The 23,709-nt window shown below is 38.4% G+C and carries 19 protein-coding genes; all 19 read left to right on the top strand.

Annotated features, from left to right (window positions below; all coding sequences use genetic code 11):
* Window positions 1-62: 62 nt before the first annotated feature.
* The 19 genes from LBYS11_RS04760 to ftsY all read left to right on the top strand — a co-directional run bounded on the left by LBYS11_RS04760 (window position 63) and on the right by ftsY (window position 23,561).
* Entirely contained in the window at window positions 63-935 is an 873-nt protein-coding gene (locus tag LBYS11_RS04760) for a dimethylarginine dimethylaminohydrolase family protein (protein ID WP_054549885.1), read from the top strand.
* Window positions 936-949: 14 nt separating this feature from the next.
* Entirely contained in the window at window positions 950-1,711 is a 762-nt protein-coding gene (locus LBYS11_RS04765) for a dimethylarginine dimethylaminohydrolase family protein (RefSeq protein ID WP_082148185.1), read from the top strand.
* A gap of 110 nt (window positions 1,712-1,821) precedes the next feature.
* Window positions 1,822-3,249, top strand: a complete 1,428-nt coding sequence (locus tag LBYS11_RS04770; protein WP_054549887.1) for an amino acid permease — start codon at window positions 1,822-1,824, stop codon at window positions 3,247-3,249.
* 39 nt (window positions 3,250-3,288) lie between these two features.
* Window positions 3,289-4,893, top strand: a complete 1,605-nt coding sequence (locus LBYS11_RS04775) for a M20/M25/M40 family metallo-hydrolase (protein ID WP_103117570.1) — start codon at window positions 3,289-3,291, stop codon at window positions 4,891-4,893.
* Window positions 4,894-5,064: 171 nt separating this feature from the next.
* On the top strand, window positions 5,065-6,270 hold the full coding sequence (locus tag LBYS11_RS04780; protein WP_103117571.1) for a GGDEF domain-containing protein: 1,206 nt from the start codon (window positions 5,065-5,067) through the stop codon (window positions 6,268-6,270).
* A gap of 108 nt (window positions 6,271-6,378) precedes the next feature.
* Window positions 6,379-6,738: an Asp23/Gls24 family envelope stress response protein gene (locus LBYS11_RS04785; RefSeq protein WP_004269431.1), complete on the top strand. Its 360-nt coding sequence runs from the start codon at window positions 6,379-6,381 to the stop codon at window positions 6,736-6,738.
* An 18-nt stretch (window positions 6,739-6,756) separates the two neighbouring features.
* Window positions 6,757-8,406 carry a DAK2 domain-containing protein gene (locus LBYS11_RS04790; RefSeq protein WP_048391660.1) on the top strand — a complete coding sequence of 550 codons (1,650 nt, stop codon included), beginning with the start codon at window positions 6,757-6,759 and terminating at the stop codon, window positions 8,404-8,406.
* Between the two features lie 351 nt (window positions 8,407-8,757).
* Window positions 8,758-9,420: an L-serine ammonia-lyase, iron-sulfur-dependent subunit beta gene (sdaAB, locus tag LBYS11_RS04795; RefSeq protein WP_004269429.1), complete on the top strand. Its 663-nt coding sequence runs from the start codon at window positions 8,758-8,760 to the stop codon at window positions 9,418-9,420.
* Between the two features lie 14 nt (window positions 9,421-9,434).
* Complete coding sequence (gene sdaAA / locus LBYS11_RS04800) at window positions 9,435-10,343, top strand: L-serine ammonia-lyase, iron-sulfur-dependent, subunit alpha (protein WP_004269428.1); 909 nt, start codon at window positions 9,435-9,437, stop codon at window positions 10,341-10,343.
* 175 nt (window positions 10,344-10,518) lie between these two features.
* Window positions 10,519-11,667, top strand: a complete 1,149-nt coding sequence (locus LBYS11_RS04805; protein ID WP_103117572.1) for a M20 metallopeptidase family protein — start codon at window positions 10,519-10,521, stop codon at window positions 11,665-11,667.
* A gap of 130 nt (window positions 11,668-11,797) precedes the next feature.
* Entirely contained in the window at window positions 11,798-13,843 is a 2,046-nt protein-coding gene (gene recG / locus LBYS11_RS04810) for an ATP-dependent DNA helicase RecG (RefSeq protein ID WP_054550503.1), read from the top strand.
* 132 nt (window positions 13,844-13,975) lie between these two features.
* On the top strand, window positions 13,976-14,548 hold the full coding sequence (fapR, locus tag LBYS11_RS04815; RefSeq protein ID WP_004269421.1) for a transcription factor FapR: 573 nt from the start codon (window positions 13,976-13,978) through the stop codon (window positions 14,546-14,548).
* A 2-nt stretch (window positions 14,549-14,550) separates the two neighbouring features.
* On the top strand, window positions 14,551-15,543 hold the full coding sequence (plsX, locus tag LBYS11_RS04820) for a phosphate acyltransferase PlsX (RefSeq protein ID WP_048391651.1): 993 nt from the start codon (window positions 14,551-14,553) through the stop codon (window positions 15,541-15,543).
* Between the two features lie 18 nt (window positions 15,544-15,561).
* Entirely contained in the window at window positions 15,562-16,515 is a 954-nt protein-coding gene (fabD, locus tag LBYS11_RS04825) for an ACP S-malonyltransferase (RefSeq protein WP_103117573.1), read from the top strand.
* Entirely contained in the window at window positions 16,508-17,254 is a 747-nt protein-coding gene (gene fabG, locus LBYS11_RS04830) for a 3-oxoacyl-[acyl-carrier-protein] reductase (protein ID WP_004269418.1), read from the top strand. Before fabD ends, fabG begins: the two co-directional genes overlap by 8 nt.
* A 58-nt stretch (window positions 17,255-17,312) precedes the next feature.
* Complete coding sequence (gene acpP, locus LBYS11_RS04835; RefSeq protein WP_009371143.1) at window positions 17,313-17,549, top strand: acyl carrier protein; 237 nt, start codon at window positions 17,313-17,315, stop codon at window positions 17,547-17,549.
* 388 nt (window positions 17,550-17,937) lie between these two features.
* A complete protein-coding gene (gene rnc / locus LBYS11_RS04840; protein ID WP_012293239.1) occupies window positions 17,938-18,702 on the top strand; it encodes a ribonuclease III in 765 nt (254 codons plus the stop codon).
* Between the two features lie 3 nt (window positions 18,703-18,705).
* Window positions 18,706-22,287 carry a chromosome segregation protein SMC gene (gene smc, locus LBYS11_RS04845; RefSeq protein WP_103117574.1) on the top strand — a complete coding sequence of 1,194 codons (3,582 nt, stop codon included), beginning with the start codon at window positions 18,706-18,708 and terminating at the stop codon, window positions 22,285-22,287.
* A complete protein-coding gene (gene ftsY / locus LBYS11_RS04850) occupies window positions 22,284-23,561 on the top strand; it encodes a signal recognition particle-docking protein FtsY (RefSeq protein ID WP_103117575.1) in 1,278 nt (425 codons plus the stop codon). The genes smc and ftsY overlap by 4 nt, the downstream gene beginning before the upstream one ends.
* Window positions 23,562-23,709: the final 148 nt, after the last annotated feature.

Below are 23,709 nucleotides of genomic sequence, written 5' to 3' on the forward strand. Positions count from 1 at the left end.
CTTCATATAAACTTTCCTCTTAACGGAAACGTTTTCCACTACACGGAAATGGGGTGAAAGGAATGCATTATTGTTCATCAATGTATGCGCCTTTGAAACATGTTATTGTAAAAGATCCAAAAGATGCTTTCCGAAGCCAGACACATCTTAGTGAGGAATGGAAAACATTTAACTACTTATCTGAGCCTAATTATGAAGAAGCTCTAAGCGAATACGCTGAATTTATTGGGATTCTTGGAAAGTATGTTGAGACTATTGAATATCTGCCTATAGCAGATGAAGTAGGATTAGATTCTCTTTATGCACATGATCCAGTTAAATTCACTCCAAATGGTGCCATAATACTGAAATCAGGCAAAAAATTAAGACAACCAGAAGCAGCAGTATACAAGGACTTTTTACGGCAAAAAGGTATACCAATAATTGGTGAACTTACTGGAGAGGCAGTTTCAGACGGTGGAGATATTGTTTGGCTAGATGATCGAACGCTCGTTGTGGGTAGAGGTTATCGAACAAACGATGAAGCCATTCGTCAGTTAAAGGAAATGACAGCCGATATGGTAGATGAATTTATAGTTGTACAACTACCACATGATCTTGGTGAAGCTGAATGTTTACATTTAATGTCTTTCATAAGTATGGTAGACCGAGATTTAGCTGTTGTGCATTCGCGTTTAATGCCAGTATTTTTCAGACAACTGCTAATTGAGCGTGGCATCCAGCTAGTAGAAGTACCTAAAGATGAATACGATTCGTTAGGCTGTAATGTTTTAGCGCTTGCACCAAGGGTATGTGTGATTCCTCAAGGCAACAAAGAAACAAAGCAACAGCTACTTGATGCTGGAGCAACGGTGTACGAATATAAAGGCGATGAAATTACTGTTAAAGGAACAGGTGGGCCGACTTGCCTAACTTGCCCAGTAGTAAGAGGATAAAGGAGAAGATGAATATGTTTAAAAATGTTATTGTTAAAAATCCAGGTAATAGTTTTGTAAACGGTTTAACAACTAGTGATTTAGGAAAGCCGATTTTAGAAAAATTATTTGAACAACATGAACATTATGTAGAAGCTTTAAAAAAATGCGGTGTAGAAGTTACACAATTACCAGCAAATGAAGCATTTCCAGATTCAACATTTGTAGAGGATACAGCTGTATTAACGCCTGAATTTGCTATTATCTCGAATCCTGGAGCAGCAGCTCGTAACCGCGAAATTGAAGAAATCGAACCAGCTGTAAAGCAATTCTATGAAAAAATTTACTATATTAAAGGTTCTGGAACACTTGATGGTGGAGATGTACTACAAGCAGAGAAAAAGTTTTACGTAGGGATCTCAGAGCGCACAAATGAAGAAGGCGCTCAGCAATTTAAAGAGATTGTTGAACAAGAAGGTTATGAAGCAACTATTATTCCATTAAAAGAATTCTTCCATTTAAAAACTGGTATTGCCTATGTTGGGGAAAATCGTATGGTGCTAGCTGGTGAATTTGTCGATCATCCTGCATTTGAATCTTACGAAAAAATCGTGATTCCTAAAGAGGATGAATATTCAGCTAACTGTATTCAAGTAAATGATTATATTATTATTCCAGCTGGCTATCCAGAAACAAATCGTAAATTACTGGACCTTGGCTATCAAACAATTGAACTTGATATGTCTGAATTTAGAAAACACGATGGTGGTTTAAGCTGTTTATCATTACGTTTTTAAGTAAATCTAACAATACCCAATCAATTTAAAAGAGAAAATTGATTGGGTACTTTCATTCTTAAAATATCAGAATATTTAATATTTTTACATTATATGGGAAGTAGGGATGGATGTTGAATAAAGGGGATCAGCTTCACAATAATCAATTAAAGCGTTCGATGAAAAGTCGTCACTTGTTAATGCTTTCACTTGGGGGTGTTATTGGAACAGGCTTATTTTTAAATGTAGGCTATACCATTAACCAGGCAGGACCCGGCGGTGCACTGATTGGTTACTTATTTGGTGGCTTAATTTTGTTTATGGTCATGAATTGTCTAGGGGAATTGGCTGTTTACATGCCTGTTACAGGTTCTTTCCAAACATATGCAACACGTTTCATTAGTCCTTCAGCCGGTTTTTCATTAGGTTGGATGTATTTTGTTGGATCTGCTGCCACAGCAGGCGTTGAATTTACGGCTGCAGGTATTTTAATGCAGCATTGGTTTCCAAGTGTACCAATTTGGATATGGTGTGCTGTGTTTATGGTTCTTTTATTTGTCTTAAATGCTTTAACAACGAAGGGCTTTGCTGAAGCAGAGTTCTGGTTTGCTAGTATAAAAGTTGTTGCAGTGATTGCATTTATCATTATTGGTGGAGCAGCAATCTTTGGTTTAATTCCATTAGCAGATCGTCCTACTCCACATCTCACAAATTTAGCACCTTCTGGTTTATTCCCAGCAGGTATTACGATTATTTTTGTCACAATGATGAATGTAATTTTTTCTTATCAGGGATCAGAGCTAGTGGGTATTGCAGCAGGGGAGACCGAGAACCCTGAAAAAAATATTCCTAGAGCGATTCGTACAATTCTATTTAGAATCATCGTTTTCTATATTGCTTCCATTATTGTATTATCTGCAATATTTCCAGCATCAGAGCTTGGGCTTATGGAAAGTCCATTTGTCACGTTAATGAATTTAGCTGGTGTACCATATGCAGCTGGTATCATGAACTTTGTTATTTTGACAGCTATTTTATCAGTTGGTAATTCATGTTTATATGCATCAACACGTTTATTATTTTCCATGTCACAAGAGGGGATGGCGCCCAAGTTATTTGGTCGATTAACGAAAAATAAAGTACCTTTAAATGCGCTTATTTTTACGATGGTATTCTCACTCTTATCTTTATTAACTAGTGTAATGGAAGCTGATGCTGTATTTGTATTACTAATGTCGGTAGCAGGTATATCTGTCACAATTTCATGGATGGGGATATGTGCTTCTCAGTTAATGTTCCGTTATCGCTATGTGAAGTCAGGAGGAAATGTGGCTGATCTAAAATTTAAAACACCACTATTCCCGTTGATTCCAGTATTTTGTATAATCTTTTGTGTTTTAATTTTAGTATTTTTAGCGTTTGATCCAACGCAAAGGATTGGTTTACTATACGGGATTGGCTTCTTTATTGCCTGTATGATTTTTTATCAATTGAAATTAAAGAAAGCGGCGACTGCTGCTACAGATAGCAAAAGTGAAGAAACACTAGAAGTTCGTTAATCGTACCTCTAACGAATGGGAGTAAAAGGAGAAAAAATCATGAATACTTTTATGTGGGATACACCCGAAAAACTACGTGCCCTATTATGTGAACTTGTGAGCTGGGAAAGCCGAACATTAACGGAGGGTGAAAATAAATTTGCCTTTCGACTAAAAGATAAATTGTTAACGCTTCCATATTTTGAGAAGCACCCAGACTTGATTGAATTACATGATGCAGGACTTGGCAGAAATGCAGTGACAGCCTTCTATAAGCATCCAACCGCAACTGAAACCGTTGTGTTAATCAGTCACTTCGATACCGTGCATACAGAGGAATATGGTGAACTAGAGCCGTTAGCCTTTTCTCCAGAAGAACTAACGAAAAAGCTAATGGAACCTAAATACCTAAAAGATTTACCAGAGGCAGCTCGCATTGATTTGGCGTCTGGGAATTATTTATTTGGACGCGGCACAATGGATATGAAAATGGGTCTTGCCTTACACATGCAGTTGATCGAAAAGGCAAGCTTTGAGCAATGGCCGATTAATTTAATTTTAACAACGGTTCCTGATGAGGAAGTCAACTCTGCTGGTATGAGAGCGGCTGTTGTGGAACTGGTGAGACTGCGGGAACAGCATGGCTTAACCTATAAATTATTTTTAAATAGTGAGCCATCGTTTTCACAAGGGCCTTCGGATACGAATGAATATATTTATTCAGGTACAATTGGTAAAATCATGCCTGCTGCTTTGTTCTACGGAAAAGAGACACATGTTGGTGAGCCATTAAAAGGGATGACGGCTCCCTTTATCGCTTCCTATATGACACAGCATATGGAGTGGAATCCCCTTTTCCGTGAAACAGATTTAGGCGAAAGCACACCACTCCCCGTCTCTCTACAATTAAAAGATTTAAAAATGGAGTATTCTACACAAACACCATACCGTGCGGCGGCACTTTACAATGTCTTTTTATTAAAACGTACAGCGGCTGAGGTGATGGCTATTTTTGAGGAAGTTGCGTTACAGGCAATGGCTGCTTGCAATGCGCACTATCAGGACATTTGTACACGCGAAAATGTTCAGGGTGTGGGCAAGGTAAAGGTCTTACGCTACGAGGCATTATTGGAGCATGCGATCCATAAGTTAGGAGCTGAGGAAGTACAAGCGATTAAGCACCAGGTTCAGCAGCATCCTGCATGGGATGATCGTGAAAAATCCATTCGTATTGTGGATCAGCTCATGATTCGCTGTCAGGAATTAGCACCTGCCACAGTTCTGTTATATGCACCACCTTACTATCCAGCCATTAATTCATCCAACCATCCATTAGTGAAACAGTCGATTGAATTAATGAAGCAAACAGCTCAAACATTTGATATTGAGGTGGAGCAGATCCACTACTTTAATGGAATTTGTGATTTAAGCTATGTCAATTATTCAGATGCATCCAATGAGTGGCTAGCATTTGAACGGAACACACCTGTATGGGGCGATACGTATCATATTCCATTCAAAGAGATGGCGGCATTACAAGGTCCTGTCTTAAATGTCGGTCCATTTGGTAAGGATGCCCATCAAAAAACAGAACGATTGCATGTGGATAGTGCGTTTAAAGAGATGCCTGTTATGATTGACACGCTTATTAAAAGTCTATTTTAGCCAAATAAATTTTTCGATATTTAATTGAATACAATGTAAAAAGTTGATGCTATAAAGGTATCAACTTTTTTATTTATCAGAAAAATTTAGATTGACTTGTATTTTTCGTTATCATGACGATACATATAGGACATTATAATTATTTGAAAGTGGGCATTAGGAGAGAGCATGATGGAAAATCAAGAAAAATTAGCTTTTTCTATTCGCGAAGAAATGGTTCAGTCGAATTTAAAAGGGATGAGAATAGTTGCTTGGACACTCATGTATGTATCAGTCATTATTTCGTTAATACATTATGGAGAGGTATTTTTTGTGAAGGCGGAAAGAGCCATGGTTCCCGTCTATATTGCCATTCATATCGCTATGTTTTATATAGATGTTGCAGTATTATTGTTTATCCGAGAAAAGCGAATTCATATTACTCCTGTTAATATACAGAAGTATGAACGGTTGGTTGTTGTTTATATTTACACAATAATGCTTTTGATTACTGCGATATCGGTATTGGATGTTTACTTTTTCCGTCATGCAGCACTCTATGAGGTTATTTTAATCATTATTTGTACAGTATTCGCGTTACCTTTACGAAAAATTGTCTGGATTATTTTGCTTTCTGCATCAGCCATTATTGTGAGTGCATATATGAGTGCTGGAATATCGAGTGAAAATATAAAAATTATATTACCCATGTCATTATTAATACCTATTGGTGTAATGATTCAATATCAGACCTATAAGGTTCGTAAACAAATCCATACCCAGCATATTTTATTGAATGAGGAAATGACCAAAACGAAGCGACTATCAGAATTGTTGGCTATTAAAAATAATGAATTAGCAGAGCAAGCATTAAAAGATTCTTTAACGAATCTACCTAATCGACGTGCATTTAACCAAAAATTGAATAAGATCGGACAGCAACTTTATCAAACACAACCTTTAACAGTCATAATGATTGATATTGATTGCTTTAAAAAATTTAATGATTATTATGGTCATTTGCAGGGAGATGCAGCAATTGTCAAAGTCGCATCTCTATTGGAGGAAATTGCAGGGAAGTATAATGCATTTGTTGCCCGTTGGGGTGGCGAGGAATTTGTTATGATAAGCCAGCATACTTATAAGGTTGCTGAACCTGTATGTGAAGAAATCTTAGAGGAAATTCGACAACTTAATATACCGCACCTACAATCTACTATTGCCCAACAAGTTACTGTTAGTATTGGAATGTGTCAAGCTAAAATCGCAAAATATGAGCATTTACAAACATGTTGTGAATTAGCTGACCAAGCGCTATATTTGGCAAAGCAAAACGGACGAAATAACTATTTCTGCAAAATGGCAATTTTTGATGAAGAAGCAAATGCGTCTATTTGAAGTCAGAAAACGTTGCTACGAAGCCCTTCAATACCCCCTTAGGTTGCTTAAATTATAACGAAAGTGTTACAATATAGTTTAGTCAAAAAGAGCCAAGGGGGCATTTCTATGTCAATTGAATTAAACAATGAATTCGGCCAAATTGATATTTCAACAGATGTACTTGCACAAATTGCTGGTGGAGCTGCTGTAGAATGCTACGGTATTGTTGGCATGGCATCTAAACATCAAATTCGTGATGGTCTAACTGATATTTTACGTAAAGAAAACTTCGCAAAAGGTGTTGTAATTCGACAACAGGACGACGATTTACATATAGATATGTACATTATTGTTAGTTACGGGACAAAAATTTCGGAAGTGGCTTATCAAGTACAATCGAAAGTGAAATATACAGTAGATAAAACATTAGGTATGAGCGTAAAATCTGTCAATATCTTTGTACAGGGCGTTCGTGTAGCGAATTAAGAGGAGGAACTAAATCGAATGCAGTCTTTAGACGGTATAAAGTTTGCTGAAATGGTACAAATGGGGGCGCATCACCTATACCAAAATGCAAATTATGTAGATTCATTAAATGTTTTCCCCGTTCCAGATGGTGATACAGGTACAAATATGAACTTATCGATGACATCTGGTGCAAAGGAAACAGAGCATGCAGCTTCAGAGCATATTGGTAAAACAGCACAGGCATTATCAAAAGGCTTGTTAATGGGAGCGCGTGGGAATTCAGGCGTTATTCTATCTCAGTTATTCCGTGGTTTTGGGAAGTTTATTGAGAAGGAGTCAACAATTGATGCAAAGGGCTTTGCTGGAGCATTCCAAGCGGGTGTTGATACGGCATATAAAGCTGTTATGAAGCCAGTAGAAGGAACAATTTTAACGGTGGCACGTGAAGCTGCGAAAAAAGGTGTAGAAGTAGCAGAAACTGAAAACGATATCATTGCCGTAATGGAAGCTTTTACAGCAGAGGCAAAGGCATCGTTGGATCGTACACCTGACCTACTGCCTGTTTTAAAAGAAGTTGGTGTGGTAGATAGTGGTGGTCAAGGCTTACTATTTGTGTATGAAGGATTTTTAGCTTCCTTAAAGGGGGAGGCTCTTCCGGAGAAAAATGATGCGACGCTAGATGATTTAATCAATGCAGAACATCATAGAGCCCAAGATTTCATGAACACTGCTGATATTGAATTTGGTTACTGTACAGAAATAATGGTTCGCTTAGAAGAAGGAAAAGAACCTTTTAATGAAGAACAATTCCGTAATGAATTAAACCCTTTAGGTGATTCTTTACTTGTTATTTCAGATGAGGAAATTGCGAAGGTTCATATCCATTCCGAGCAACCAGGTTCTGTTCTATCAATTGGCCAAAAATACGGTAGTCTTATAAAAATTAAAGTTGATAATATGCGTGAGCAGCATTCAGCAATCGTTGGCGAGGAACATAAAGCCCCTACGCCTGCTAAAAAAGTAGAAAAACATCCATATGCTATTGTAACGATTGCTATGGGTGAGGGTGTGGCAGAATTATTGCGCTCTATCGGTGCTTCCTATGTCATTGAAGGCGGTCAAACAATGAATCCTTCAACTGAAGATATCGTGAAGGCTGTACAAGAAATCGGTGCAGAGAAAGTATTAATCTTACCGAATAATAAAAATATAGTGATGGCAGCGGAGCAAGCGGTTGAACTATTAGAAATTGATGCAGCAGTAGTTCCTACGAAGACGATTCCTCAAGGAATGGCAGCGATTTTAGCGTTTAACCCAGAGGCAGCTGTTGATGTAAATAAAAAAACAATGTCAGAAGCATTTACAAATGTGAAGACAGGTCAAGTTACCTATGCAGTGCGTGATACATCTATTGATGGTGTTGAAATTCACAAAGATGATTTTATGGCATTGGCAGAAGGAAAAATTGTCCTTTCTACACCAGCACTAAAGGATGCAGCTGAAAAAGTAATTAAGGATTTAGTTAATGAAGATGCTGAGATTGTTACAGTCATTTATGGTGAAGATACAACTGAACAAGCTGCCTCTGAGTTGGTAGCTTTCATAGAAGAGAACTATCCGGATGTAGAAGTTGAATTATTTGATGGTAAACAAGGGTTATATCCATATATTATTTCAGTAGAATAATTACATGCTACTTTGCTATTCCGTAAAGAAAGCAGTGCACAAAACGTGTACTGCTTTTGTTTATGCTACAAAGAGAATGTTGGATTAAATTTATTAAAAACGTACTAAATATGAATCATTCAATGTACGTACCCACAGGATATAAAATTTGGAAATATTGGAATGTCGCCGCTTTCGTAGTTGTGTATATATGGTACGGACAATAAATAAGCATAAATATTTACTATAAATTATAGTAGTGGTAATTTTCTGAAAGTTGATAAATTAAATGCTTTACTTTTATAGTAACTATCAAGCATGATATAAATAAAAATAAATATTATTATACGGATAGAATAGAGGGGTGTTTGTATGAAGTTTACTTCAGTATTTGATATTATTGGACCAGTCATGATTGGGCCTTCCTCCTCTCATACGGCAGGAGCAGCTCGCATCGGGCGTGTTGCAAGGGATTTATTTGGTAGACAACCTAAATGGGCAAAAATTCATTTATATGGATCATTTGCAGAAACGTATAGAGGGCATGGTACAGATGTTGCGATTGTAGGAGGCTTATTAAATTACGATACATTTGATGATCGTATTAAAACGGCATTTGAAGATGCCAAAAAAGCAGGATTAGAATACGAATTCATTCCTGAAACAGCTAATACCGAGCATCCAAATACGGCTCGACTTGTCATTGGAGACGATGAAGGGGAAATGTCAGTAGTCGGTATTTCAATTGGTGGCGGAAAAATTGAAGTCAGTGAAGTCAATGGCTTTAAGTTACGTTTAACTGGTGGTATGCCAGCTATTCTTGTTGTTCATGACGATCGTGCTGGCTGTATTGCCAATGTAGCCAATTGCTTGGCGATGCATGAAGTCAACATTGGGCATATGGAGGTATCACGTATCGAACGTGGTTTAACTGCTTTGATGGTGATTGAAGTTGATCAAAACATTGAGGATAAGGTGCTACAGCAAATATCTTTAATTCCATATATTACAAAGGTCTCAAAAATTAATAACTAAGGAGGTGTCCCGTGATGGACGTTTTATTTCATAATGTTCGTGAACTTGTTGAACGAGCAGAGAAAGAAGATAAATTAATATCAGAAATTATGATTGAACAAGAAATATTGATAACTGGTAGAACGCGTGAAGAAATCATCCAGCAAATGGATCGAAATTTAACAGTGATGGAAGAAGCAATTGAACGTGGATTACAAGGTGTGCAATCAGTAACAGGTTTAACTGGTGGGGATGCCGTATTACTTCAAAATTATATTGCACAAGGAAAGTCACTTTCAGGTGATTTATTATTAGATGCAGTAAGTAAAGCGGTTGCAACTAATGAAGTAAATGCTGCAATGGGAACAATCTGTGCAACACCAACAGCAGGTTCAGCAGGTGTAGTGCCAGGAACACTGTTTGCAGTAAAAAACAAACTAAATCCAACTCGTGAGCAAATGATTCGTTATTTATTTACGTCAGGAGCATTTGGATTTGTGGTAGCCAATAACGCTTCCATTTCTGGGGCTGCTGGTGGTTGTCAGGCAGAGGTTGGTTCAGCTGCAGGTATGGCTGCAGCTGCTATTGTCGAAATGGCTGGAGGTACACCACAGCAATGTTCAGAAGCGTTTGCCATTACATTAAAAAACATGCTAGGTCTTGTTTGTGATCCAGTGGCAGGCTTGGTTGAAGTGCCTTGTGTCAAACGTAATGCAATGGGTGCATCTAACTCCCTAGTAGCGGCGGATATGGCACTTGCTGGTGTAACAAGTCGTATTCCGTGTGATGAAGTGATTGGTGCTATGTATCGCATTGGACAATCTATGAGTCCTAATCTTAAAGAGACGGCACGAGGCGGCCTAGCAGCAACACCAACAGGGAAGGCGATCAGTAAAGCCATCCTTGAAAATGGTGGCTTACAAAGCATTAAAGCACTTCAATAAATATAAGAAACATGCTATCTAAATAGGTAGCATGTTTTTATGTTGGGTTAGTTAAGAAAGATTTTAGTATAATAAAACAAGTACAAGTAATACTGATGGCAAGTAAATCTGCATAGGATCTCAGGGGATTTTGCTTATTTAGGAGCGTTAAAGGTAAATAAAAGGAGTTTTTTTAGTGGAAATAAATTTGCAATATTTAGCAAAGCAAGCTATAGAAGATCGACGTTATCTTCATCAATATCCAGAGCTTTCTGGTCAGGAATTTGAAACAAGTCAATTTATTCGTAAAAGATTAGAGGATCTTCAACTAGAAATATTAGCGTATGATTCACCAAACGTAATAGCTATGCTTCAAGGAACAAAAGGTACAAAGACGATTGCTTTACGAGCCGATATAGATGCATTACCAATAGTTGAAGAAGGTGATAAGCCATATATTTCCCAAAAACCAGGAGTGGCACATATGTGTGGACATGATGGCCATACAGCCATCTTATTAGCAGTGGCAGAGTGGATAGCAATGAATAAGGAAGAAATTGAGCTAAATATTATGCTAATTTTTCAATCAGCTGAGGAAATTACACCAAGTGGGGCTGATTTCTTAATTCAAAACGGCGTTCTAGAAGATGTCGATGCTATTTTTGGTATTCATTTATGGCAGGGTTTAGAGAAGGGGAAAATTGGATTAACACATGGATCGATGATGGCTTCTGTTGATGATTTTGAAATTGAGATTCAAGGTCATGGTGGTCATGGCTCAATGCCGCATGAAACGATTGATCCTATCTATATTGCAAGCCATTTAATGCAAGCCTTTCAAAGTATCATTAGTCGAACTATTAATCCTATAGATGCAGGCGTGATAACTGTAGGCAATATCCAAGCAGGAACAACGTATAACATTATTCCTGACACAGCAAAATTAATAGGAACGATTAGGGCATTAACACCAGAAACAGTAGCCACTATTCAAACGAAGATGGTGAGTTTAACAGAAGGGATTTGCCGTTCGTTTGGAGCGGAGGGGAAAGTCGACTTTATTATAGGGACACCTCCACTCATTAATGATCCTCGGCAATCTCGCTTTGTGGAATCAATTGTTTGTGAAGAATTTGGGAAAGATGTATTTGAGCTTGTCGATCCAGTTATGGGTGGTGAGGATTTTTCATATTATCTAAAGTATAAACCTGGTGCATTCATATTTGTCGGAATGGGTGGTGAGAAAAGCCAATATCCTCATCATCATCCAAGGTTTGATTTAGATGAAGATGTTTTCCCTGATGCCATAAAGCTCTTCATTGATATTATTAGGAAATATAAATGATGAGCTTAACCCTATCAATCATTGGTAGGGTTTTTGCTTATGTGTAGGGTTAGGGAAATAATTTATGGTACATTAGATAGAGAAAGTATAACACTACATAAACAATCAATGAAGGGAGTTGTGGGATAAGATGACTGAATTATATGGACCCGTCAATGAATTAAAAGGCGTCGGGAAAGAAACAGCAGCCCATCTTGAATCACTAGGAATCAATACAATAGCTGATTTATTATGGACGTTCCCACATCGACATGAAGATTTTCGTTTAAAAGATTTAGCGCAAACACCACATAACGAACGGGTTACAGTTGAGTGTAAGGTGGAGCGGGAGCCTACGATTTTATTTTTAGGTCGTAATAAGTCAAGACTCCAAGTAACTGTTTTAGCAGGAAGACATTTAGTGAAAGTCGTATTTTTCAATCAGGGCTATTTAAAGCAAAAGCTTGTACCTGGTTCCATTATTACGGTGACTGGTAAATGGGATCGAGGTAGACAAGTAATCAATGGCACTTCAGTTACATTTGGTCCTAAAACAGATCAAGTTGACTTTGAGCCTGTCTATAGTCTGAAAGGCTTGATCCCCCAAAAAAGATTTCGAAAATATATGCGACAAGTGTTAGACGATTGTGGAGAAGTACTGCCAGAGACCATTCCATATTATTTACAAGAGTCGTATAAGCTTGTTTCAATAAGAGAGGGCTTGGAGGGTATTCATTTTCCACTGGATGCTGGGCATGCTAAACAAGCAAGGAGACGCTTTGCCTATGAGGAGCTATTAAACTTCCAATTGCGTATTCAAGCTTTACGGAAAATAAGGAAGGATAGTGAACACGGTACAGTTATTCAATTTAATGTGCATAAGTTACGAGATTTTATCGCTTCCTTACCCTATGAATTAACGAATGCTCAAAAACGCGTGGTGAATGAAATTTGTAAGGATTTGAAGGAGCCGCATCGAATGAATCGCTTGCTACAAGGGGATGTAGGTTCGGGTAAAACCGTTGTAGCAGCAATAGGGCTATATGCAGCCGTAACAGCAGGTTTTCAAGGAGCCTTAATGGCACCAACTGAAATATTAGCAGAACAGCACTTAGAGAATTTGAAAGAATGGTTCCAACCATTTGGTGTTCGTGTTGCACTCTTATCCGGGTCCACTAAAACAAAAGAGCGACGTGTGATATTAGCTGATTTGGCAAATGGAGATCTTGATATTGTTATTGGTACACATGCACTAATCCAGCCAGATGTTATTTTTCATAAACTTGGCTTTGTCATCACGGATGAACAGCACCGCTTTGGTGTGGAGCAACGACGTATTTTGCGTGATAAAGGGGAGAATCCCGATGTGCTTTTTATGACAGCTACCCCGATACCACGAACACTAGCTATTACTGCATTTGGGGAAATGGACGTATCGATGATTGATGAAATGCCAGCAGGGCGTAAGCAGATTGAAACGCATTGGATGAAGAAAGAACAATTCGGCTCTGTTTTATCTAAGCTAGAATTAGAGTTAGCTGCTGGAAGACAAGCCTATGCGATTTGTCCGCTTATCGAGGAATCCGATAAGCTTGATGTTCAGAATGCTGTGGAAATTTATGAGCAGCTAGCGACTTATTTTAAAGATCGTTATCATGTCGGTTTAATGCATGGGCGTTTATCAGCTGATGAAAAAGATGCGGTTATGCGTGCTTTTAGTGAAGGGACTATTCAAGTTTTAGTTTCTACAACCGTTGTAGAGGTAGGTGTAAATGTACCAAATGCTACCTTTATGCTTGTCTATGATGCTGAACGCTTTGGCCTAGCGCAGTTGCATCAGCTTCGAGGTCGTGTTGGTCGTGGTGAGCACCAATCATACTGTATTTTACTTGCAGATCCTAAGTCTGATGAGGGGAAAGAACGTATGCAATCGATGACAGAAACAAATGATGGTTTCCGTTTAGCTGAAAAAGATCTTGAATTAAGGGGACCAGGAGACTTTTTTGGTAGAAAGCAAAGTGGTTTACCTGATTTTAAAGTAGCTGATTTAGTACATGATTATCGTATATTGGAGACCGCTAGAAAAGATGCCTCAGAGATGCTTGAAACAAAAGAGTTTTGGCAGGATGACGACTATCAATACTTGCGTAAAATGCTAGAAGATACTGGTGTTTTACAAGGAGAGCGCTTCGATTAATCTGAGAAGCTTGTTAGCACAGAAAGAATGTAAGTACTTGATTTCAAAACAAGTCTTGCATTCTTTTTTTATACTCTATATACTGATATTAGTACCAAGTGCTAATAACAACTCAAAAGGTGGCGAATGAAGTTGAGACGAACGAAAAAAGAGCGACAGCGACTACTATCTGAAACGATAGCTGAAAATCCATTCGTCACAGATGAACAGCTAGCAACACAGTTTCAGGTAAGTGTCCAAACAATTCGTTTAGACCGTATGGAATTATCAATACCAGAATTACGCGAGCGAATTAAAGATGTTGCTTCAAAAAACTATGAAAATGAAGTAAAATCTCTCCCGATTGATGAGGTCATTGGGGAGATAGTAGATATTGAATTAGATCATCGAGCACTCTCGATTTTTGATGTACAAGAAGAGCATGTTTTTCAGCGTAATGGCATCGCACGTGGGCATCATTTGTTTGCGCAAGCAAATTCATTAGCGGTTGCAGTAATTGATGACGAACTAGCATTAACCGTACATTCCAATATTACGTTTGTGAAACCTGTACGAGCTGGAAATCGTGTTATTACAAAAGCGATTGTTATCGGACGAGATGAACAAACACACCGAACAAAAGTTGAGGTAACATCTACCGTTAATGGTGAAACCGTTTTTGTTGGTGAGTTTGATATGTACCGCACGAAAGGTAAAGGTGAGTAACAATGAAATTAGCGCTTGATGGAATGGGTGGAGACAATGCACCAAAGTCAGTTGTTGAAGGTGCACTTTTAGCATTAGAGCAAATTCCAAACTTAGAAATTCAACTATATGGTCATCAAGATAAGCTGGAACCATTTTTAAAACAACATGATCGATTAAAGGTTATACATTGTGAGGAAGCAGTAGAAGGAACTGATGATCCTGCCCGTGCTGTTCGTAGAAAAAAGGATTCTTCCATGGCACGTATGATGGATGCAGTAGAAGAGGGTAAAGCAGATGCTTGCCTTTCTGCAGGGAACACAGGGGCCCTGATGGCGGGTGGCCTATTTAAAGTAGGTCGCATTGAGGGAATAGCTAGACCAGCATTAGCTACAACGCTACCAACATTAGACGGTAAAGGGTTTTTGATGCTTGATTTAGGGGCAAATGCAGATGCTCGCCCAGAGCATTTAGTGCAATATGCCATTATGGGTGATATTTATGCTAAAAAGGTTGGAGGTTTGCAAAAACCACGAATTGGCTTATTAAATATCGGTACCGAGGATAAAAAAGGGAATGAATTAACAAAAGCTGCCTTCGAATTATTGAAGGAAGCAGATTTGAATTTTATTGGAAATGTAGAAGCACGTGATTTACTTGAAGGAGTAGCTGATGTTGTTGTAACAGATGGCTTTACAGGAAATATGGTGTTGAAGTCTATTGAAGGGACAGCAGGTGCTTTATTTTCTATGTTAAAAGAGGCCTTTATGTCTTCAACGAAAACGAAAATTTCAGCAGCGCTCATGAAAAATAATTTACGTGACTTGAAAAATAAAATGGACTATACAGAGTATGGTGGTGCAGGATTGTTTGGCTTACAAGCACCTGTTATTAAGGCACATGGATCATCAAATGCGAAAGCGATTTTCAGTGCCATTCGACAAGCCAATACGATGGTAGAGCATACGGTTATTTCGACGATTACGGAGACAGTACGCCACATAGAAATTGATTAAGCAAAGGGGATTATTCAAATGACAAAAATAGCATTTATTTTTCCAGGACAGGGTTCACAAGTAGTTGGAATGGGTCAAGAGTTTGTTGAAAATGCTGCAGAAAGTAAAGCATTTTATGATCGCGCAGATCAAGCTCTTCAATTTGAATTATCTAAATTAATGTTAGAAGGTCCAGCAGAAGAGTTAACACTGACATATCATGCACAGCCAGCACTACTTACTACTGGTGTAATGGTGGCTGAAAAGTTACGCGCAGCAGGTATTCAACCACACTACGCAGCGGGTCATTCACTTGGAGAATATGGTGCATTGGTGTTAGCAGGTGTTATGTCATTTGATGATGCTGTGTCAATCGTGCATAAACGAGGTCTTTATATGAATGAAGCTGTGCCAGCAGGTCAAGGCGCAATGGCGGCAATTTTAGGAATGGAACTAGAGGCATTGAACGAGGTAACAAAGCAGGTATCAGCATCAGGTGACTCTGTTCAGGTGGCTAATGTGAATTGTCCAGGACAAATTGTTATTTCGGGCACTAAAGAAGGTGTGGATAAAGCAAGTGTTGCTGCCAAAGAAGCTGGTGCAAAACGAGCAATACCTTTAGTTGTAAGTGGTCCCTTCCACTCTGATTTAATGCGTCCATCTTCAGAGAAACTGCAAGCAGCATTGGCAGAGATTTCTCTATCTGCACCTAAAATTCCTGTAATTGGCAATGTGATGGCGAAGGAATTAAAAGATGTAGCAGCAATACAACAAGAGCTAGTTGAACAGGTATACAGTGCTGTTCAATGGGAAGCTTCTATGCGTGAAATGCTTGCGCAAGGTGTTGACGTCTTTATCGAATGTGGACCTGGTAAAGTATTAAGCGGTCTCTTGAAAAAAATTGATCGCTCTGTTGCAACTTATTGTGTTTATGATGAAGCTTCGTTAGAAGCAGTTTTAGAAGCGTCGAAGGAGTGGTCAATTAATGCGTAAATTAGAAGGAAAAGTAGCTGTTGTAACAGGAGCTTCAAGAGGGATTGGACGTGCTATTGCTTTAAAGCTTGCAGAAGAAGGTGCTAAGGTTGTTGTGAACTATAGTGGCTCTCAGGCAAAAGCAGAAGAAGTAGTAGCGATGATTCAAGAAAACGGTGGCGAAGCAATTGCTGTACAAGCTAGCGTCTCTCAGACAGAAGAAGTGACAGCATTAATGGATGCTGCTGTGAAAACATACGGCTCCCTTGATATTTTAGTGAATAATGCTGGTATTACAAGAGATAACTTGATTATGCGTATGAAAGAAGACGAATGGGACGATGTATTAAATACGAACCTTAAAGGTGTTTTCCTTTGTACAAAAGCGGTCACACGTCAAATGATGAAGCAACGTGCAGGTCGCATTATTAATATTTCTTCCATCGTTGGTGTAGCGGGTAATGCTGGTCAAGCCAACTATGTTGCGGCTAAAGCAGGTGTTATTGGACTAACAAAAACGACGGCAAAGGAATTAGCTTCTCGTAATATTTTAGTTAATGCTATTGCACCAGGTTTTATCGAAACAGAAATGACAGAACAATTGCCAGAGGATATCAAACAAGGTATGCTAACACAGATTCCTCTTGCGAAACTTGGTCAGCCAGAGGATATCGCAAAAGCAGTAGCTTTCCTTGCATCGGAGGACGCAAATTATATGACTGGACAAACGCTTCATATTGATGGTGGTATGGTTATGTAATTTCAATTAGGCATATAAGCTGATTTTTTGTATAATCATTTGAGGGGAGGTGAATCATTTGTCTACAGTATTAGAACGCGTAACAAAAGTAATCGTGGACCGTTTAGGTGTGGAAGAAAGCGAAGTAACGCTTGAAGCTTCTTTCCGTGATGATTTAGGTGCTGACTCATTAGACGTAGTTGAGCTTGTAATGGAGCTTGAAGACGAATTCGATATGGAAATTTCTGATGAAGATGCTGAAAAAATCTCAACAGTAGGTACTGCAATCTCATACATCGAAAGTAAATTAAACTAATTTCGTTAAAACTTTATTTAGTGAAAATAGATCACCTCTAATGGTGTAATGGTCATCGTAATCATACAATGGTTTTATGGTAGCTTGAATAAAGTAGAAATTACTTTTTCTGTATTCCTTGTTTGAAGGAGCAGATTCAATGAATGAAGATGTATTTAAAGGGGACGAAATGGATCGGTTTTCGATCTATTAACGTCCCTTTTTTATGTTAAAAATCTAATGACCAGTCAGCTTCAAAATTCTCTCTCATGGGAGATGCATGCTGTATAAAGAGGAATTTTATGAAAAATTTCCAAAACATTGTGTTTAAGCCGAAATACTTTTGCATAAACGCCCTGAAAAAGGTACACTAAAACGGTAGAAACTATTAGGAAGGCAGATTTGTTCAATGGCTATGAAAAGAAAAGGAACTATGCAGAAATCTGGCGTACTTCCTGAAAAAGTACGCAACCAATTTGAGCTGTTACAGCATGAATTAAATATCACATTTATTAATAAAAATTTATTGTATCAAGCATTCACGCATTCATCTTATGTGAATGAGCATCGCCGTAAATTATTTACGGATAATGAGCGTCTTGAATTTTTAGGAGACGCAGTACTTGAACTGTCTGTTTCTAAATATCTTTTTGAGAAATACCCAAATATGAGCGAGGGTGAGTTAACAAAGCTAAGAGCTTCCATTGTATGTGAGCCATCACTAGTGATTTTTGCTAACGAGCTAGGCTTTGGACGCTTTGTATTACTTGGAAAAGGTGAGGAATTAACAGGTGGTCGGGAACGTCCAGCGCTGCTTGCAGATGTCTTTGAATCATTTGTAGGTGCACTCTATTTAGATCAAGATTTACAAACGGTCGTGTCATTTTTAGAACGAATCGTGTTCCCAAAAGTAGAAGTCGGTGCTTTTTCGCATGTGATGGATTTTAAAAGTCAATTGCAAGAAATGGTACAGCAAACGAATAATGGACTTCTTCATTATGAGATTATCGATGAAAAAGGCCCAGCACATAATCGTACCTTTGTATCAAGCGTATTATTAAATGGACAAGAGCTTGGTATTGGTCGTGGAAAGTCAAAAAAAGAAGCCGAGCAGCAAGCTGCACAATGTGCAATGCGGATGATGCGTGAAGAAGCTGCAAAAGAGGAGGCTTAATAGATGTTCCTAAAACGACTAGAAGTGATTGGCTTTAAATCTTTTGCGGAACGCATTGGAATTGATTTTGTACCTGGTGTTACAGCCGTTGTTGGACCAAATGGCAGTGGAAAAAGTAATGTCACAGATGCGATTCGTTGGGTACTTGGGGAGCAATCGGCAAAGTCGTTACGTGGAGCAAAGATGGAAGATGTTATTTTCGCTGGGAGTGACTCTCGTAAGCCACTCAACTTTGCAGAAGTAACACTTATTTTAGATAATACTGATGAGCAACTTGCTTTTTCTTATACAGAAGTCAGTGTAACAAGACGCGTATACCGTTCAGGTGATAGTGAATATTTATTAAATAACCAACAGTGTCGCCTGAAGGATATTACGGACTTGTTTATGGATTCAGGACTTGGGAAAGAGGCATTTTCAATTATCTCTCAAGGTCGTGTTGATGAAATTTTAAATAGTCGACCTGATGACCGTCGTTCTATTTTTGAAGAGGCAGCTGGCGTTTTAAAGTATAAAATAAGAAAGAAAAAAGCTGAGCATAAGCTTGTTGAGACAGATGAAAATTTGTATCGTGTATTAGACATTCTCCATGAATTAGACAACCGATTAGAGCCGCTTGAAATGCAGGCATCTAGTGCAAGAGATTATGTACAAATGTCTTCTGAGCTAAAGGATTTTGATATTGCAATTCTTGTGCATGATTTTAAAAATTGTGCACAATCTTTGCATGCGCTTAAAGAGGAATTTACGAAGCTTTCTGCAACAGAGCTAGAACAAGCTCAAAATATTTCAATGATTGATAAACAGACCGCCAATATACGTAAGCTATTAAAAGATCTAGATGATTATTTGGATGTTTCGCAGGCTGAGCTTGTCAATGCCACTATGGAGGTAGAGCGTTGGGATGGTCGTAAGGCATTAATGGCTGAAAAACGCCAAAATGCATCGAATCAACTATTACAACTGAATACAACATTACAAGAGGCTAAGGCGGAAGTAGAATTACTCCTGGTTCAAGAACAGGAGAAAAAAGAAGTGTTCTCCGAGAAGCAACAAGCCGTATCAGTATTAAAGCAGAGCATCAAGCAGTTAGAACAATCATTAAATCGGTCTGTGACAGAAATCGAGGAAGAAATAGAAGACTATAAAAATCGATATATTGATTCATTAAATGAAGAAGCAACAGTCAAGAATGAATTAAAAAATATCGATCAGCAATTAGCTCAACAAAAGGCAATGGCGGCAAAAATGTCCGATCAAACAGATGAAATTGGACAAGAGCTTATGCAAATCATTGCTGAAAAAGAAAAGCTAGTGGTTGAACATGCTTTGACAACCAATGATTTACAGAAAAAATTAGAGCAATATGAAACCTTACAAATACAGTTGAAAAATGTCAATATTTCTTTTAGCGAAAAACAGGATATGTTGTACAAAGCGTATCAACACCAACAACAACTAAAGGCTAGAAAAGATACATTAGCTGAACTCGAAGCTGATTTTTCTGGGTTCTTCCAAGGTGTTAAAGAAGTCTTGCTTGCTCGAGATAAAGGTGATTTACAAGGTATTGAGGGTGCTGTAGCAGAGTTAATCCAAGTTGAAGGAAAGTATTCACAAGCGATTGAAACAGCTTTAGGTGCTGCCTCTCAACATATTGTCACAACCAATGAGCGCCATGCGCAACAGGCTATTCACTGGTTAAAACAAAAACGAGCTGGACGTGCTACTTTTTTACCGAAAACAGTCATGAAATCACGCAAAATTAATCCAGGAACTATTCAGCTAGCAACTGAACATCCTGCCTTTGTTCAAATGGCAGATGCACTTGTCACTTTTAATGAAGATAATCGAACAATTGTTGAAAATCTATTAGGGAATGTCATCGTGGCATCAAATTTAGAAGGCGCAAGTCAAATTGCCCGATTATGTGGTTTCCGATACCGAGTTGTCACACTTGAAGGAGATATTGTTAATGCAGGGGGTTCCTTAACAGGTGGTGCACTGAAACAGCAATCCTCACTCTTTACAAGAAAAGCAGAGTTAGATGATTTAATCATTAAGCTAGAATCGTTACAGGCTTCCATTTATAGTGCTGAACAGGCTGTTGCAGCCGAAAAAGAGAAGCTTGCAGTACTGCGAGATCAAGTAGAGCAATTAAAGCTTGAAGGAGAGCAATTACGAAAAGATGAGATGCAACAGTCAAGTCGTATTCGTGAGCTAGAAGTCGTAGAAAAAAGCTTATCGGCTAGAGTAACCTTTGCTTCAACTGAAACAAAAGATGTAAAAACACGTGAGGAAGCATTGTTAACACAAAAGCAAGCAGCAGAGGAGCGCTTAAATACCCTTGCTGTAGAGCTTGTCGAAATCAATGAAACTGTCGAACAATTAAGTAAGGTAAAGTTACAGGGGGAGACAGAGAAAGATGTCTTACGAGAACAGCTTGCCGAAAAACGTTCACAGCTAGCGGTTATGCAAGAACAAATGTCACAAGTTCAAATTACAACTGCTGAACTGGCACTACAATTAAACAAAGCACAACAAAAAGTTAAAAATATTTCTCAGGAAATAATGTGGCTTCAATCTGATGAATCGACAAATCATTTAAGTGATGAAGAGGTCGAGGAACAGGTTGTGACATGGAAAGCAAGAAGAGATGCCTTACAAGAGACTATTTCTGAAAAGAAAGAGCAGAAAATAGGACAACAACAAGAACTCTCTACATTAGAAGAACAACTCAAGGAACTACAGCGTATTCATAAAGGATACCTTGAAGCAATTCGTGCCAATGAGTTAAAACGTAATCGTGTAGAATTTGAAATGGATAATTTTATTGAACAACTCGAAGAAAATTATCAGTTAACATTCGAAGAGGCTGAGAAAGAAGCTCTTGCAATAGAAGATGAAGAGTTTGTGCGAAGACGTGTTAAATTGTTAAAAAGATCCATTGAAGAGCTAGGACCTGTTAATTTAAGTGCGATTGAGGAATATGATAGAGTACTAGAACGTCATACTTTCTTAACTGAACAACGAGAGGACTTGCTTGCTGCACAGGAAACATTACATGAAGCAATCAAAGAAATGGATGAAGAAATGACGTTGCGCTTTAGTGAAACGTTTTACGCTATTAGAGAGCAATTTAAACGTGTTTTCCGTGAATTGTTTGGCGGGGGGCAAGCTGATTTGGTTTTAATTGACCCTCAAAATTTATTGGAAACAGGTATTGAAATTGTGGCACAGCCTCCAGGAAAAAAATTACAGAATTTAAGTTTGCTTTCTGGTGGTGAGCGTGCACTTACGGCCATTGCTTTACTATTCTCCATCTTAAATATTCGACCTGTACCATTTTGTATTCTGGATGAAGTAGAGGCGGCTTTAGATGAAGCGAATGTTGTGCGTTATAGCCAATATTTGAAAAAGTTTAGTCTCGACACACAATTCATTGTGATTACTCATCGTAAAGGAACAATGGAGGGAGCTGATGTCTTGTATGGTATAACAATGCAAGAATCAGGTGTGTCGAAACTTGTATCAGTAAAACTAGAAGATGAACCCGTACTTGCGGAGCAAAGGAGCGAACAAGCATGAGTTTTTTTAAACGTTTAAAAGATAAATTAATGGGTAATCCAGCAGAGGAAGAGAAGTTAGACGCAACCGACAACGAACAGGAATCTGACCATTCGGAGCCAGAGTTTAAAGAATCAAACGAACCTGCTGCCATTGAAACCGTTGATCTAAAAGTGTCTGAACAAGATGAAGAATCACCAGAAATGGCGATTGTGAAAGAAGTCGACGTGGAAGCCGAGCCCTCACCTGAAATAGAAGAAGCACAGCTAGATGTTCAGGAGCTAGCAGTAGTAGAGGATGAACCAATGGAAGAGAAAAAGCCTTCTGCTTGGTCAATAACACAAAAATTCAAGGCTGGCCTTGAAAAAACACGTAATTCTTTTACATCAAAAGTGAATGACCTTGTTGCACGCTATCGTAAAGTGGATGAGGATTTCTTTGAAGAATTAGAGGACTTACTATTACAGGCTGATGTTGGATTTGAAACAGTCATGGAACTCATGGATAAACTGCGTTATGAAGTGCAACGTAAAAATATTAAAGATACAAATGGCATTCAAGCTGTGATTTCTGAGAAGCTTGTAGAGATTTACGAGCAAGGTGAAGAAGATTTAATTGAACTAACTATGCAGCCAGATGGTGAATTAACTGTTATTCTATTTGTTGGCGTAAATGGTGTTGGGAAAACAACAACGATAGGTAAGCTAGCACACCGTTTAAAATCCCAAGGGAAAACGGTTGTATTAGCTGCGGGTGATACGTTCCGTGCAGGTGCTATTGATCAATTACAAGTATGGGGAGATCGTGTTGGTTGTGAGGTTATTAAACAATCAGAAGGCTCTGACCCAGCAGCAGTTATGTATGATGCGATTCGTGCAGCAAAAAACAGAAAAGCGGATGTGTTGATTTGTGATACAGCGGGACGCTTGCAGAACAAAGTGAACCTAATGAATGAGCTTGAAAAAGTTCATCGTGTTATTTCACGTGAAATTCCAAATGCTCCACATGAAGTATTATTAGCATTAGATGCAACAACTGGCCAAAATGCGCTTGTTCAAGCACAAACATTTAAAGAGGCAACGAATGTGACAGGGATTGTTTTAACAAAGTTAGACGGTACTGCTAAAGGGGGTATTGTTCTTGCTATTCGTAACAAGCTGCACATTCCTGTAAAATTTGTGGGTCTTGGTGAGAAAATGGATGATTTACAGCCATTTGATGCAGAACGATATGTCTATGGACTATTTGCTGATGGTTTGGATAAGGAACTACAAAATAATGATGAAAACAGCTAACAGTGGCTGAATAGTTTTGAATGTCATATATCTCTTTTCTATTCAGAAAGCAGGATGCTTAGTTTGCTTCAGCTTTTGAACAAAATTGGATAAAGTGACACTGACACATAATAGATAAAAACGCTCGATTGTGTATAGGTGAATTGAC

It is taken from the genome of Lysinibacillus sp. YS11 (genome assembly GCF_002896375.1).
Classification (GTDB): domain Bacteria; phylum Bacillota; class Bacilli; order Bacillales_A; family Planococcaceae; genus Lysinibacillus; species Lysinibacillus capsici.

What these genes read in the sequence shown, in the direction of transcription:
- LBYS11_RS04760 (WP_054549885.1), top strand. Translation starts at nt 63, where the DNA reads ATGCATTATTGTTCATCAATGTATGCGCCTTTGAAACATGTTATTGTA.
- LBYS11_RS04765 (WP_082148185.1), top strand. Translation starts at nt 950, where the DNA reads ATGTTTAAAAATGTTATTGTTAAAAATCCAGGTAATAGTTTTGTAAAC.
- LBYS11_RS04770 (WP_054549887.1), top strand. Translation starts at nt 1,822, where the DNA reads ATGTTGAATAAAGGGGATCAGCTTCACAATAATCAATTAAAGCGTTCG.
- LBYS11_RS04775 (WP_103117570.1), top strand. Translation starts at nt 3,289, where the DNA reads ATGAATACTTTTATGTGGGATACACCCGAAAAACTACGTGCCCTATTA.
- LBYS11_RS04780 (WP_103117571.1), top strand. Translation starts at nt 5,065, where the DNA reads ATGGAAAATCAAGAAAAATTAGCTTTTTCTATTCGCGAAGAAATGGTT.
- LBYS11_RS04785 (WP_004269431.1), top strand. Translation starts at nt 6,379, where the DNA reads ATGTCAATTGAATTAAACAATGAATTCGGCCAAATTGATATTTCAACA.
- LBYS11_RS04790 (WP_048391660.1), top strand. Translation starts at nt 6,757, where the DNA reads ATGCAGTCTTTAGACGGTATAAAGTTTGCTGAAATGGTACAAATGGGG.
- sdaAB (WP_004269429.1), top strand. Translation starts at nt 8,758, where the DNA reads ATGAAGTTTACTTCAGTATTTGATATTATTGGACCAGTCATGATTGGG.
- sdaAA (WP_004269428.1), top strand. Translation starts at nt 9,435, where the DNA reads ATGGACGTTTTATTTCATAATGTTCGTGAACTTGTTGAACGAGCAGAG.
- recG (WP_054550503.1), top strand. Translation starts at nt 11,798, where the DNA reads ATGACTGAATTATATGGACCCGTCAATGAATTAAAAGGCGTCGGGAAA.
- plsX (WP_048391651.1), top strand. Translation starts at nt 14,551, where the DNA reads ATGAAATTAGCGCTTGATGGAATGGGTGGAGACAATGCACCAAAGTCA.
- fabD (WP_103117573.1), top strand. Translation starts at nt 15,562, where the DNA reads ATGACAAAAATAGCATTTATTTTTCCAGGACAGGGTTCACAAGTAGTT.
- fabG (WP_004269418.1), top strand. Translation starts at nt 16,508, where the DNA reads ATGCGTAAATTAGAAGGAAAAGTAGCTGTTGTAACAGGAGCTTCAAGA.
- rnc (WP_012293239.1), top strand. Translation starts at nt 17,938, where the DNA reads ATGGCTATGAAAAGAAAAGGAACTATGCAGAAATCTGGCGTACTTCCT.
- smc (WP_103117574.1), top strand. Translation starts at nt 18,706, where the DNA reads ATGTTCCTAAAACGACTAGAAGTGATTGGCTTTAAATCTTTTGCGGAA.
- ftsY (WP_103117575.1), top strand. Translation starts at nt 22,284, where the DNA reads ATGAGTTTTTTTAAACGTTTAAAAGATAAATTAATGGGTAATCCAGCA.